General features: G+C 45.5%; 10 protein-coding genes and 5 tRNA genes. 12 read left to right on the top strand and 3 right to left on the bottom strand.

All coding sequences use genetic code 11. The features are described 5' to 3' along the window. The first annotated feature begins 1 nt into the window (after position 1). Together CSH92_RS04300 and CSH92_RS04295 are read left to right on the top strand one after the other, a co-directional pair. Positions 2-1,840, top strand: coding sequence for a Gldg family protein (locus CSH92_RS04300; RefSeq protein ID WP_100656390.1), 1,839 nt, complete (start codon positions 2-4; stop codon positions 1,838-1,840). Positions 1,841-1,850: 10 nt separating this feature from the next. After that, a complete protein-coding gene (locus CSH92_RS04295) occupies positions 1,851-2,882 on the top strand; it encodes a DUF4340 domain-containing protein (RefSeq protein WP_100656389.1) in 1,032 nt (343 codons plus the stop codon). Positions 2,883-2,909: 27 nt separating this feature from the next. Here the strand turns inward: CSH92_RS04295 and CSH92_RS04290 are convergent, their stop codons facing one another. Then, the gene (locus CSH92_RS04290) at positions 2,910-3,503 is read right to left on the bottom strand and encodes a DUF1415 domain-containing protein (RefSeq protein WP_100656388.1); all 594 of its coding nucleotides are present in this window, start codon (positions 3,501-3,503) and stop codon (positions 2,910-2,912) included. An 8-nt stretch (positions 3,504-3,511) separates the two neighbouring features. Then, positions 3,512-4,366 (bottom strand): bifunctional methylenetetrahydrofolate dehydrogenase/methenyltetrahydrofolate cyclohydrolase FolD, encoded by an 855-nt coding sequence (folD, locus tag CSH92_RS04285; RefSeq protein WP_100656387.1) that lies wholly within the window; start codon positions 4,364-4,366, stop codon positions 3,512-3,514. A gap of 707 nt (positions 4,367-5,073) precedes the next feature. Between folD and CSH92_RS04280 the strand changes: the two genes are divergently transcribed. From CSH92_RS04280 to CSH92_RS04260, 5 genes are all read left to right on the top strand, one after another. Then, positions 5,074-5,150 (top strand) — tRNA-Pro (locus CSH92_RS04280). A 25-nt stretch (positions 5,151-5,175) separates the two neighbouring features. Next, positions 5,176-5,252 (top strand) — tRNA-Arg (locus CSH92_RS04275). A gap of 99 nt (positions 5,253-5,351) precedes the next feature. Continuing rightward, positions 5,352-5,427: transfer RNA gene (locus CSH92_RS04270), tRNA-His, on the top strand. Between the two features lie 5 nt (positions 5,428-5,432). Further along, positions 5,433-5,517: transfer RNA gene (locus CSH92_RS04265), tRNA-Leu, on the top strand. A gap of 16 nt (positions 5,518-5,533) precedes the next feature. Continuing rightward, a tRNA-Pro gene (locus CSH92_RS04260) sits at positions 5,534-5,610 on the top strand. A gap of 65 nt (positions 5,611-5,675) precedes the next feature. On the opposite strand, the gene CSH92_RS04255 is transcribed toward CSH92_RS04260, so the two are convergent. After that, complete coding sequence (locus tag CSH92_RS04255) at positions 5,676-6,050, bottom strand: tRNA-binding protein (RefSeq protein ID WP_420807489.1); 375 nt, start codon at positions 6,048-6,050, stop codon at positions 5,676-5,678. Between the two features lie 205 nt (positions 6,051-6,255). On the opposite strand from CSH92_RS04255, the gene tig reads away from it, so the two are divergent. The 5 genes from tig to hupB all read left to right on the top strand — a co-directional run bounded on the left by tig (position 6,256) and on the right by hupB (position 12,687). Further along, the gene (tig, locus tag CSH92_RS04250) at positions 6,256-7,560 is read left to right on the top strand and encodes a trigger factor (protein ID WP_100656386.1); all 1,305 of its coding nucleotides are present in this window, start codon (positions 6,256-6,258) and stop codon (positions 7,558-7,560) included. Between the two features lie 100 nt (positions 7,561-7,660). Then, complete coding sequence (gene clpP / locus CSH92_RS04245; protein ID WP_100656385.1) at positions 7,661-8,284, top strand: ATP-dependent Clp endopeptidase proteolytic subunit ClpP; 624 nt, start codon at positions 7,661-7,663, stop codon at positions 8,282-8,284. A 59-nt stretch (positions 8,285-8,343) separates the two neighbouring features. Then, positions 8,344-9,618, top strand: a complete 1,275-nt coding sequence (gene clpX, locus CSH92_RS04240; protein WP_100656384.1) for an ATP-dependent protease ATP-binding subunit ClpX — start codon at positions 8,344-8,346, stop codon at positions 9,616-9,618. Between the two features lie 125 nt (positions 9,619-9,743). Further along, positions 9,744-12,095, top strand: a complete 2,352-nt coding sequence (gene lon, locus CSH92_RS04235) for an endopeptidase La (protein ID WP_100656383.1) — start codon at positions 9,744-9,746, stop codon at positions 12,093-12,095. 319 nt (positions 12,096-12,414) lie between these two features. Continuing rightward, the gene (hupB, locus tag CSH92_RS04230; RefSeq protein WP_100643286.1) at positions 12,415-12,687 is read left to right on the top strand and encodes a nucleoid-associated protein HU-beta; all 273 of its coding nucleotides are present in this window, start codon (positions 12,415-12,417) and stop codon (positions 12,685-12,687) included. Positions 12,688-12,835 lie beyond the last annotated feature (148 nt).

Below are 12,835 nucleotides of genomic sequence, written 5' to 3'. Positions count from 1 at the left end.
CATGAACAGGATATTTTCTTTTAGCTTAGGGTTGGCGCTACTTGCAGGTTTGTTTTTCTCTTTAGTGATCGTCAACAATCAAGTGCTCAATAACGTCAGAATAGATTTGACAGAAAATCAAGTTTATTCCTTGTCAGAAGGCAGCAAGGCGGTGCTCGCTGATATTGACGAACCGATCAATCTATACTTTTTTTATTCGGATACCGCGACTAAGGGTATGACAGGTTTGCGTAATTACGCCAACCGGGTCGAAAGCTTGTTGCGCGAATATGAAAGTGCTTCAAATGGCAAAATTCGGCTGCAGGTTATTGATCCCGTCCCTTTTTCAGAGGCTGAAGACCAGGCCGCACAATATGGCTTAACCGCCGCAGCAATTGGGCAAATTGGTGAATCCGTCTATTTTGGTTTGGCTGGTACTAATGCCGTGGATGAGCAGCACGTTATCGGGTTTTTTGATCCACAAAAAGAAAGCTTTTTGGAATATGACGTGAGTAAGTTGCTCTATCAATTAAGTGATTCGGCAGACGTTGCGTTAACCATTATCTCGGACTTGGCGTTCAGTGGTGGGCAAAACCCGATGACAGGGCAGTTTGATCCCCCTATGGCAATTTACAGCCAACTAGAACAACTTTATGAGGTCAACCTGCTTACCACTGGTGCCACAGAAATTCCGGTGGGAACAGATATTCTGCTGCTTGCACATCCACAGAATTTGTCGGATGCATTGCTGCAGGCCATTGACCAGTTTGCTATGCAAGGCGGGCGTATATTGTTATTTGCCGACCCCCATTACGAATCTGATCCGATGGCAATGATGGGGGCTATGGGAGCTAACGCATCTGACTTCCCGCTATTATCGGCGTGGGGCATAGAACTAGCAAAAGACGCCGTTGTCTTGGATGCTAATTTGGGTTTAGAAGTGCGTACGCCACAAGGAGGCGTTGCCCGGCATTTGGGTATTTTGGGTTTTGACGCGAGTAGTCTTGATGCTGAAGACGTCGTTACTGCCAACTTAGAAAGTATCAATGCTGCGTCGGTTGGGGCGTTAACCCTGTCTGAGAATAGTGAACTCAACATGCAGCCGCTGGTGCGTAGCTCGAGCAACAGTCAGATGTATGCAGCCATGACTTATGCGTCAACGCAAGACCCACAAGAGTTCTCCAGAGCTTTCGTCACAGATGATAGTGAGCATGTGGTTGTCGCACGAATAACCGGTAAGGCTTTGTCAGCGTTTGCCGAAGAGAAACAAGACGATACTAACTGGCTCAAGCAAACTGACCGCTTGAATCTGATTGTGGTTGCCGATGCAGACTTATTGGCGGATCGTTTTTGGGTGCAGCAAAGCAACTTCTTCGGGCAAACAATTTTCACCCCATTTGCCAATAATGGCGACATGTTTACCAATGCTGTAGAAAATTTAAGCGGCAGTGATGCGCTTATCAGTGTTCGCAGCCGGGGCACGTTCGCGCGCCCATTTACGCGTGTTGAAGCGCTAGAAATAGCCGCTGAAGCGAAGTTTCGCGAGCAGGAGGAACGCCTGCAGCAGCAATTGGCCGAGACTGAATCTCAGTTGGCTCAATTGCAGAGTGTACAAGGCGATAGCGGAGCATTGGTGGTCTCTCCTGAACAGCAGGCCGCAATCGATGAATTTGTCGATAAGCGCATTGAAATTCGTAAGGAGTTACGCGAAGTACGCTTCCAACTGGACCGCGATATCGACAAGTTGGGGAATTGGTTAAAACTTATCAATGTTGCGGTAACGCCGTTATTGCTAGCGTTCTTGCTGTTTGGGCTTGCGCGCTTACTACGCACAAAAGCCACGCGACAACAGCAAGGATAGGAGAGCGGCTATGAAAACGTCTACATTAATTAGTTTATTGACCGCATTTTTACTAACGGTAGGAACGAGTATCTGGTTGCTTAAACAGGATAACAGTATTCCTGAACCGGTCGAGCAGCCATTACTTGCTGAATTCGTTGATCTCTTACCAACACTGACTCAAATCGAGATCGCTGATGCCAATGGTACAGTGCTGTTGGCCGAGAAAGTCGAGAATGAGTGGCGGGCAAAGCATCTGCACAGTGATCACTCGTTACCAGTGGACATGGATACTTTAGCTGGACTCATTGATGGTTTACGCAGTGCAAATAAAATCGAAGCAAAAACGCAGAATGCTGAACAATACTCGCGTTTGGGCGTAGAACCACTTGCCCAGGCAGAATCGACCTCAAAACTTATATCCCTGCATAGCGCTGAACGAAGCTTTGAGGTGCTAGTCGGTCGTCAATCGACCAGTGGCTTTGGAAGCTTTGTGCGCATACCTAATGCAGCACAGAGCTGGTTGATTGATCAGACAATTGCGCTGCCAGAAACAGCGTCTGCTTGGTTAGTTAATCCAATCCCACTGATTGAGCTTGACGCGATTGCATCAGTCACCCGAGATACGGATGATAGATATCAAATCGTCAGTTCAGCAAACCCTGGTAATGGAGATGAAACAGCGCAGGCACAATGGCAACTGGTTGACCTGGCTGAGGATGAGCAACTGGTGTTTCCGGGTATTTTACGGACTACCGTGAATAGCTTAATTAGTACGCGATTTGATCGGGCCATCGCCCGTGAGACTCTGGCTGCGGAATTCAATCCCCAAAGCGAGATTGTAATAAAGACTAAGTTCGACGAACAACTGCTAGTGCAATTGTATCAAGACGGTGACAACTTCTATGTTGGATACGTGCTAGCGAGCAAACCCTGGCTCGAACATTGGCTATTTGCTCTAAGCAGCTTTAATTATGATCAATTAAATAAAGGCCGCAGTGATTTGGTCGAACCACCTGAAATGCAGGAACCTCCGCTGACTGAATCTGCACCAGTGCAATAACCCAATTGTTTTTAATGCAGGGCGAGTTTACTGCGAACTCGCCCTGAATGCCTTGGCTAACCAATTTTCAAAGTAACCAGTTCCCAGTGCGCGTGCACGCTCGATATTCACTGCGGGGATCTGCTCTGGATTTTTGTACGTTTTCAGCGCTCGATCAATGCTTGCCTCGCGAATAATATGCAACGTAGGCAAAGGAGAGCGATTGGTAAAGTTGGATGCGTCATGCGCAGGTTCACCGGCAAAACAGTAATCAGGATGAAAAGTCGCGAGCTGGAATAGCCCGTCATAGCCCGCACGAGTCTTGGTTGATTGAGCCAATTCGGCAAGCACTAGGTAATCGTCGAAGTTATAAATATTGTGTTGCGCTTGAGCGACTTCACGGTGTGCGGGGTGGTATATAATTAAGGTCGTTTCAACCGCTGAATTATTTTCTAAGTAGGCACATTCTTGCAGTACCATCTCTGCTTGCTGATCTATGCTATGCATGTCACAGCTAACGTAGCGAATGGTTTGACGTTCGAACTCCCGTTTGGCAAAAGGACAGAAGTTTTCGCCGATCACGACGTTTTGCAGCCAGAAGCGGGTTGCTGCTAGTGCGGTCTCAATTGTCAACTGTTCCAAGCTAGTCTCTATGAATGAAATTTAATATAGGCTTCGAGTGTGTTTTCGATCAGACTGGCAACTGTCATAGGACCAACACCACCGGGCACCGGCGTGATCCACCCGGCAACTTCTGCAGCTTTGTCATACTCGACATCGCCCACCAGCCGACCATCGTCCAGTCGATTTATACCCACATCAATAACGATGGCTCCGGGCTTTATCCATTCGCCGGGAATAAAGTTGGCTTTTCCCACAGCGACGACTAGCAAGTCTGCACGACTCACGTGTGCATGAAGGTCTTTAGTAAATTTATGGCAAGTGGTAACCGTGCAACCCGCCAATAAAAGCTCTAAAGACATCGGGCGGCCAACGATATTTGAAGCGCCAACAATCACCGCATCGAGTCCTTTAATTGGACGCTTAGTTGCGCCAATCATGGTCATAATACCTTTGGGAGTGCAAGGTCGAAGTGCTGGAATACGTTGTGCCAAACGGCCTATATTGTAGGGATGAAAGCCATCCACATCCTTATGCGGGTGGATCCGTTCCAGGATAGCCTCGGCGTCAAGACCTGCAGGCAATGGAAGTTGCACTAATATGCCATCGATGCTGTCGTCTGCGTTTAGCTCATCAACCAAGTTCAGCAAGTCTTGCTGTTTCGTCGTCGCCGGTAAATCATACGACTTTGAGACGAAACCAACTTCTTCGCAGGCTTTGGTTTTATTATTCACATAAACTTGCGATGCGGGGTCAGAACCGACCAAGACTACTGCGAGTCCGGGGACGCGCTTTTGTGCCTCATTCAACGAGGCAACATAATTAGCGACATCGTCGCGCACTTGTTTAGCGATAACTTTACCGTCGATGCGATGAGCTGGCATGTGGAAACTACTCTTTAAGGATTAAATCAAACCAGTGCATGATCCCATGGATCGCGGGTTGGATTCAATCGCTACGTGGGGATTTATTTCCTCGCCTATTTTCGAATAGAAATGTTGTTGTAGCGATAACCATTCCAACCAGTAAAATTAGCCCCAGTGGCCATTTAATCTCAAATTCAGGGATTAGGGTGACTCCCCAGAGTAATAACATGGCGAAGCAACCACGAGTTGCAAAGTAGTAAAGCCAAAACTTAAGATTGTTAATCACTGTTAAATTCTCTACTGTTTGAGTGAGGGAGCTGTCTCCCTCCTATGTATATTGAGCTACTCCCCGGTATTTGGGGCTGCGCAAAACCAGTCAGCAACTTTGGGCTGGTCAGCTTGCCGCTAGTAATAATTACTAGCTCCAACCAAACCACCGATTACAGCGCCTGCCAGAGCGCCAACGCCTCCGCTAAAAGCCCACCCATTGCGCCTTCCAAAGCGCCGATTTACCTTAGCTAAATTCTACTGTTTTAGAAACTGTACTTATGCGCTGAAATTGATCCCGCCTCAAGAGTTTCACGCGCGATTTTTGTCCGCAAAGTACCCAACTTGAACGCAATTTGAACAACTGCAAAATTAATCTTAAAAGTGTTTGACGAGATTAAGGCAAGTCGGTAATATGCGCCCCCCGTAGAGGTGCTGAATGGTGCTTCTACTTGGTTCGGTGAGTGGCGCAGCTTGGTAGCGCACTTGGTTTGGGTCCAAGGGGTCGTAGGTTCGAATCCTATCTCACCGACCACTTTAATCTTGCACAGATTCGCTACGCGTCCGTAGCTCAGCTGGATAGAGCAACGGCCTTCTAAGCCGTGGGTCGCAGGTTCGAATCCTGCCGGACGCGCCATTAGGCCGCCGGGAGATTCGAAGAATCTTGTCGAAACTTAATCAGTATCGATGGCAAGCAAGGTTAAGTAGACTATAATGGTCGCAACAAGTCATTATGGTGGGCGTAGCTCAGTTGGTAGAGCCCCGGATTGTGATTCCGGTTGTCGTGGGTTCAAATCCCATCGTCCACCCCATTTTTGCGGAAGTGGTGGAATTGGTAGACACGCTGGATTTAGGTTCCAGTGCTTCACGGCGTGAGAGTTCAAGTCTCTCCTTCCGCACCATCTATTTGTACATTGTCGGTGAGTGGCGCAGCTTGGTAGCGCACTTGGTTTGGGTCCAAGGGGTCGTAGGTTCGAATCCTATCTCACCGACCACTTTTTTGTTTGATTATCCACAACGAAAACATTCTTTATCGTTTCATTTCTAATGATTAATTCCGCTAGCCTAATTTAGCGCCATTCTCGACGGGCATATCCGGACTTAGCAATACAACTTGATTGTCCATATCGTAGAACCCTGTGACTAAACATTCAGACATGAATGGCCCTATTTGTTTGGGAGGGAAGTTGATAACTGCAAGGATCTGCTTATTGATTAAGTCCTCCGGCGCATAATGTGCGGTGATCTGTGCGCTCGAACGTTTGATACCAATTTTGTGGCCAAAATCGATGGTTAATTTGTAGGCAGGTTTGATCGCTTCAGGGAACTCTTCTACGCTGATAATAGTGCCAGCCCGAAGCTCTACCTTGACAAAATCTTGCCAATTAATACTGTTTTCCATAGTTACGCCCAACTGAATTAAATGAAAACTCATAAATTTACATTAATATCGCTAGCATAACTGACGAAAATGGCTTTTACATCTCGACTCTGAAAAATCCAGCCTGTATACTACCGCGTCTTTTTTTAACCGACGCCAAACAAAGCGCCACATAAGAAAAGGTGTTACGGGCGGCATTGGCTGTTTTAAAACATCTGATTTGTAAGCGCGTCATCCGGCGCAAAGTTGAGGTATTACAATGCAAGTTTCTGTTGAGACGACTGAAGGTTTACAACGCCGTCTTACTATCACTGTTCCTGCTGATGCGATTGACAGTGCAGTTAAATCACGCCTACAGCAGTTGGCTAAAACACAGCGTATTAATGGTTTCCGTCCAGGCAAGGTGCCAGTTTCTGTACTTAAGAAGCGTTATGGTACTGCGGTTCGTCAGGAAGTTGCAGGTGATGTTATGCAACGCAACTTTTATGAAGCCATTGTACAAGAAAAAATCACGCCAGCTGGCTATCCTTCATTCGAACTGAAGAATGACAAAGACGGAGAAGACTTCGAATTTGTTGCGTCTTTTGAAGTTTATCCTGAGATTGAAGTTAAAGACGTCGATAAACTTAAAATTGAAAAGCCTGTTGTGGAAATCTCAGAAAAAGATTTAGACAACATGATGGTCACGTTGCAGAAGCAGCACGCTGAGTGGAAAGAAGTTAAACGTAAAGCTAAGAAAGATGACCGTGTGGTTATTGATTTTGTTGGCTCTATCGACGGTGAAGAATTCGCCGGTGGTAAAGCAGAAGACTTTACTTTAGAGCTTGGCAAAGATCGCATGATCCCAGGTTTTGAAAAAGATTTAGTTGGTGCAAAGAAAGGCGAAGAGTTTGTTACTGAAGTGACATTCCCTGAAGACTATCATGCTGAAGCCTTGAAAGGTAAAGCTGCAAGCTTTGCGATCACTGTGAAGAAGGTTGAAGGTCAAGCATTGCCAAAAGTAGATGACGAATTTGCTAAGCTATTCGGTGTTGAAGAAGGCGGTGTTGAAGCGTTGCGCGAAGAAGTTAAGAAAAATATGCAGCGTGAATTGGATCAAACGTTGAAATCACAATTGAAAGAAAATGTGATTGCAGCGTTGCTTGACAAGAATGAGCTTGATTTACCACAAGCCCTTGTTGACCAAGAAGTTAACGCACTTCGTGAGCAAGCTAAACAGCGTTTCCAACAGCAAGGTCAAGGTCAAAATTTACCTGAGTTACCGGCTGATTTGTTCATGGATAACGCTAAGCGCCGTGTCTCGGTTGGCTTATTGTTAGGCGAAATTATCAAGAAGCAAGAATTGCAAGTAGATAGCGCTCGCGTTGACAGTCTGATCGAATCAATGGCTTCAGCGTATGAAGATCCGACTGAAGTTATTGAGTATTACAAGTCTAACGACGAGTTAATGCAGCAAATGCAAAACGTTGCGCTTGAAGAGCAAGCCATCGAATGGATTGCAGATAACGCCAAGACCAAAGAAGTTAAGAAAGACTTTGACGAGATCATGAACAAACAGGCGTAATCTGCACTGGCTGTGATTGACTTTTATAGTCTGCAACTGATTAAATGCTCGGTAACCACCGAGCATTTTTTTATCTAGTTTTTAAAAAGGCCATTTTTTCATGCAGAATGTTTTTGACCCCGCCAATGCGTTGGTTCCAATGGTTGTTGAACAAACGTCCAAGGGTGAACGCTCCTACGATATCTATTCCCGTTTATTAAAAGAAAACGTCATTTTCTTGGTTGGTCAGGTTGAAGACCACATGGCGAATTTGATCGTGGCTCAGATGTTATTTCTAGAAGCTGAAAATCCAGAAAAAGATATTTTCTTATATATTAATTCTCCTGGTGGTTCGGTCACCGCAGGTATGGCGATATATGACACCATGAATTTCATTAAGCCCGATGTGAGCACAGTTTGCGTTGGTCAAGCGGCCAGTATGGGCGCATTTTTGCTGTCTGGTGGGGCTAAGGGTAAGCGTTACTGTTTGCCTAACTCACGGGTGATGATCCACCAACCTTTGGGTGGTTTCCAAGGGCAAGCATCGGATTTCGAAATTCATGCTAGAGAAATCCTGTCTATTAAAGAAAAACTGAACCGCTTAATGGCAGGGCATACTGGCCAGCCGTATGAAAAAGTGGCACAAGATACCGACCGTGATAACTTTTTGAGTGCGACGGAAGCTCAGGAATATGGTTTAATTGACAAAGTATTGTCTAATCGTGCGGATGCATTAAACGCATAATCGACTAGACTAATTAACAGCAGTACGCTGCTTAATGAAAAAATAGAGGCAATCGATACATGACAGACAAGCAAAACGGTGATGGTGATAATAAATTACTGTACTGCTCATTCTGTGGGAAAAGCCAACATGAAGTGCGCAAGTTGATTGCGGGTCCCTCAGTGTTCATATGTGACGAATGTGTTGAGTTATGTAATGACATCATTCGTGAAGAAATAAAAGAAATTGCTCCGAAGCAGCAACAGGACTCATTGCCTAAACCGCATGAAATCCACGCTCATCTAGACGATTATGTGATCGGTCAAGAGCATGCTAAGAAAGTGCTCTCAGTTGCAGTTTATAATCATTATAAGCGCCTACGAAATGGCGATGTGCATGACGGTGTAGAATTAGGCAAGAGTAATATTTTGCTGATTGGTCCAACGGGCAGTGGTAAAACCTTGTTGGCGGAGACGTTGGCACGGCTACTGGATGTTCCATTTACTATGGCTGACGCAACTACACTTACCGAAGCCGGTTATGTGGGCGAAGATGTAGAGAATATCATTCAGAAGCTCCTACAAAAATGCGATTACGATGTAGAAAAGGCTCAGCGTGGGATTGTCTATATTGATGAAATTGACAAGATTTCTCGTAAATCTGATAACCCATCAATTACTCGAGATGTCTCTGGTGAGGGTGTGCAACAAGCCTTGTTGAAACTTATCGAAGGCACTATTGCATCTGTACCACCACAAGGTGGGCGCAAACATCCACAGCAAGAGTTTTTGCAGGTTGACACATCTAAAATCTTGTTCATTTGCGGTGGCGCCTTCGCAGGCTTGGATAAGGTGATCGAACAACGCGCTCACACGGGCACAGGTATTGGGTTCGGTGCTAAGGTTAAAGATTCGCAGAACAAAAAGTTACTGACAGAACTATTCCGTCAAGTTGAGCCTGAAGATTTGGTTAAATACGGCCTTATTCCAGAATTCATTGGGCGATTACCAGTGGTAACCAGCCTTGAAGAGTTGAATGAAGAAGCGTTGATCCAAATCTTACGCGAACCTAAAAATGCCATAACTAAACAATATGGTGCATTGTTTGCGATTGAAGAGACAGAGCTCGAGTTTCGCGATGACGCGTTGCAAGCAATTGCGCAAAAAGCGATGCAACGCAAAACCGGTGCGCGTGGTTTGCGCTCAATCGTTGAAGCTGTGTTGCTGGATACCATGTACGAGTTACCCTCGATGGATAACGTAAGTAAAGTAGTCATCGATGAGTCAGTTATCCGCGGAGAATCAAAGCCTATTTTGATATATGATTCTCAGGATAAGAAAGCGGCATCTGAATAAAAAATTAAAAAAGGCTCTTTCAAGAGCCTTTTTTTATATCTATTGTGACAGGAATCTTGTTACAGTGATTGAACTTTCTGACCCTAACCCCATATAAGACCGATAAGTAGTTGAAGAGAGAAAGCATGTCTAAAGACCAATCACAACGGGTGGAAATGCCAGTTCTGGCGTTACGAGATGTTGTTGTTTATCCGCATATGGTGATCCCTTTGTTTGTCGGGCGGGAAAAGTCTATTCGCTGCCTAGATGCGGCGATGGCAAATGATAAGCAGATTTTTTTAGTCGCTCAAAAAGATGCTGGCGTTGATGAACCGCAACAGGACGACATTTATCATGTTGGTACGATTGCCACAATCTTACAGTTGTTAAAGCTACCTGACGGTACTGTTAAGGTATTAGTTGAAGGTAATGTTCGTGGTCAGGTCGATGCTCTTTCCAAGACAGAGCCATACTTTGCTGCAGATGTCGAACGTATCCAAGATGTGCCAATCAGTGACAGTGAGCAAGATGTGCTTACACGTTCAGCCGTGTCTCAGTTCGAAGGTTATGTCAAACTCAATAAAAAAATACCACCTGAAGTTTTAACCTCATTAAATGGCATCGAGGACGCGGCGCGCCTCGCCGATACAATGGCCGCACACATGCCGTTAAAACTGGCAGAAAAACAAAAAGTACTCGAGATGGCCAGCGTCAATGAACGAGTTGAATACTTGATGGCGCTGATGGAAGGCGAAATTGATGTTCTCCAAGTAGAGAAAAAAATCCGTACGCGAGTTAAAAAGCAAATGGAAAAAAGCCAGCGCGAGTATTATTTGAATGAGCAAATGAAAGCAATTCAAAAAGAACTCGGCGAGATGGATGAGGCGCCAGACGAATTCGATGCTCTAACGAAGAAAATCGAAGAAGCGAAAATGCCACAAGAGGCGAAAGATAAAGCCTCTGCAGAGCTTAAAAAATTGAAAATGATGTCGCCAATGTCAGCAGAAGCGACTGTGGTTAGAAGTTATATCGATTGGTTGGCCGGCGTGCCTTGGCATAAACGTTCGGCAGTGAAGAAGGATCTAGCCAAAGCCGAAAAAATTCTGAATGCTGACCATTATGGCTTAGAAAAAGTCAAAGAGCGGATCATTGAGTATTTAGCTGTGCAACAACGAGTAAAGAAACTCAAAGGACCGATACTTTGTTTAGTAGGGCCGCCGGGTGTAGGTAAAACGTCTCTCGGGCAGTCAATAGCCAAAGCAACAGGCCGCAAATATGTGCGGATGGCGTTGGGGGGAGTGCGTGATGAGGCTGAAATCCGAGGCCATCGCCGCACCTATATTGGTTCAATGCCAGGTAAATTGATTCAGAAAATGTCTAAAGTCGGGGTCAAAAATCCACTGTTTCTGCTCGATGAGATCGACAAAATGTCATCTGATATGCGTGGCGATCCATCTTCGGCATTATTAGAGGTACTTGACCCAGAGCAAAATAGTACTTTTAGCGACCATTACTTAGAAGTGGACTACGACCTATCAGACGTTATGTTCGTCGCGACTTCTAACAGCATGAATATTCCTGGGCCATTGTTGGATCGGATGGAAGTGATCCGCCTATCCGGCTACACCGAGGACGAAAAGCTAAATATCGCTCAGCGCCACTTGATCTCAAAGCAGATTGAACGCAATGGGCTCAAAGATGAAGAACTGGAAATCACTGATTCAGCGGTTCTCGGCATGATCCGTTATTACACCAGAGAGGCTGGAGTACGTAGCCTGGAACGCGAGATTTCTAAGGTTTGTCGCAAGGCAGTTAAACATATATTGCTAACACCAAAGGCCGAGAAAGTTGTCGTTACACAAGACAATTTAAAAGACTACTTGGGCGTGCAACGGTTTGATTACGGTAAAGCCGATAAGCAAAATCAAGTCGGTCAGGTAACTGGATTGGCTTGGACACAAGTGGGTGGAGACTTACTGACCATCGAAACGACTGCGGTGGTTGGCAAAGGGAAAATGACCTTCACCGGCTCGTTGGGTGACGTGATGCAAGAGTCGATTAAAACGGCGATGACTGTCGTACGAAGCCGTGCCGAGAAGTTACGTATCAACAGTGATTTCCATGAGAAGCGTGATATCCATGTGCATGTGCCAGAAGGCGCAACACCGAAAGACGGCCCTAGTGCGGGTATTGGTATGTGTACTGCCTTAGTGTCGTGTCTCACCGGAAACCCGGTGAAGTGTGATGTAGCGATGACAGGTGAAATTACGCTGCGTGGTGAGGTTTTGGCCATCGGTGGTTTGAAAGAGAAGTTACTTGCCGCGCACCGAGGTGGAATTAAAACCGTGATTATTCCGCATGAGAATGAACGGGATTTAGAAGAAATCCCTGAAAATGTGAAGAAAGATTTGGCTATTCACCCGGTGAAGTGGATTGATGAGGTTTTGGATTTAGCTCTGGAGCACCCGGTAGAGTCATTTAAAGTAGAAAAACAGTAACGTCTGGAGACCAGCACTGTCGACGAAAAAGCAGGCAGTGCGTGGGTTTCAGCCTTAGAATTTACTCGATAGCTCAAAAAATGAGCAAATAATCACTTTTTTTTTCACTTTTTTAACGAATATGGCTTCAAACTGGAAATAGTTGTGATACCTTTAATGGGTATTCGCTTCAAGCCTTTGCCACCAAAGGGGTGGCAGCGATTCACTAGAAGTTAATAAATTGTAAATGGACGCTTGATGTTATTATTCAAGCTTGCTATAACCACTTGGCAAAAACGGTTTTGCCACACAAATAATAACAACCGAAGGGGATCTTATTGTGAACAAGTCTCAACTCATTGATACCATCGCTGCAAGCGCAGATATTTCTAAAGCAGCAGCTGGACGTGCTCTAGACGCTTTCACTGACGCAGTAACTGCAGCTCTTAAAGATGGTGATCAAGTAGCACTTGTTGGTTTTGGTACTTTCTCAGTTCGCGAGCGTGCAGCGCGTAGCGGCCGTAACCCACAAACTGGCCAAACAATTCAAATTGCAGCAGCGAAAGTTCCTTCTTTCAAAGCTGGTAAAGCACTTAAAGACGCTTGTAACTAATTTGATTTAGTCATTATGATTAGTGTGAAAAACCCCTGACCTCGTCAGGGGTTTTTTTGTATCTGCATGAATGAAAATGACTAGACCAATGGCTAAACATACAATTTTTCCTGCAACAAGAGCTTGCCGCTATTGACGCCATCGTTAG

The sequence above is a fragment of the Neoalteromonas flava genome, from assembly GCF_002807685.1.
GTDB lineage: Bacteria > Pseudomonadota > Gammaproteobacteria > Enterobacterales > Alteromonadaceae > Alteromonas_E > Alteromonas_E flava.
Note: the sequence above shows the minus strand (reverse complement) of the source record. Positions and strands in the feature narration are given on the sequence as shown.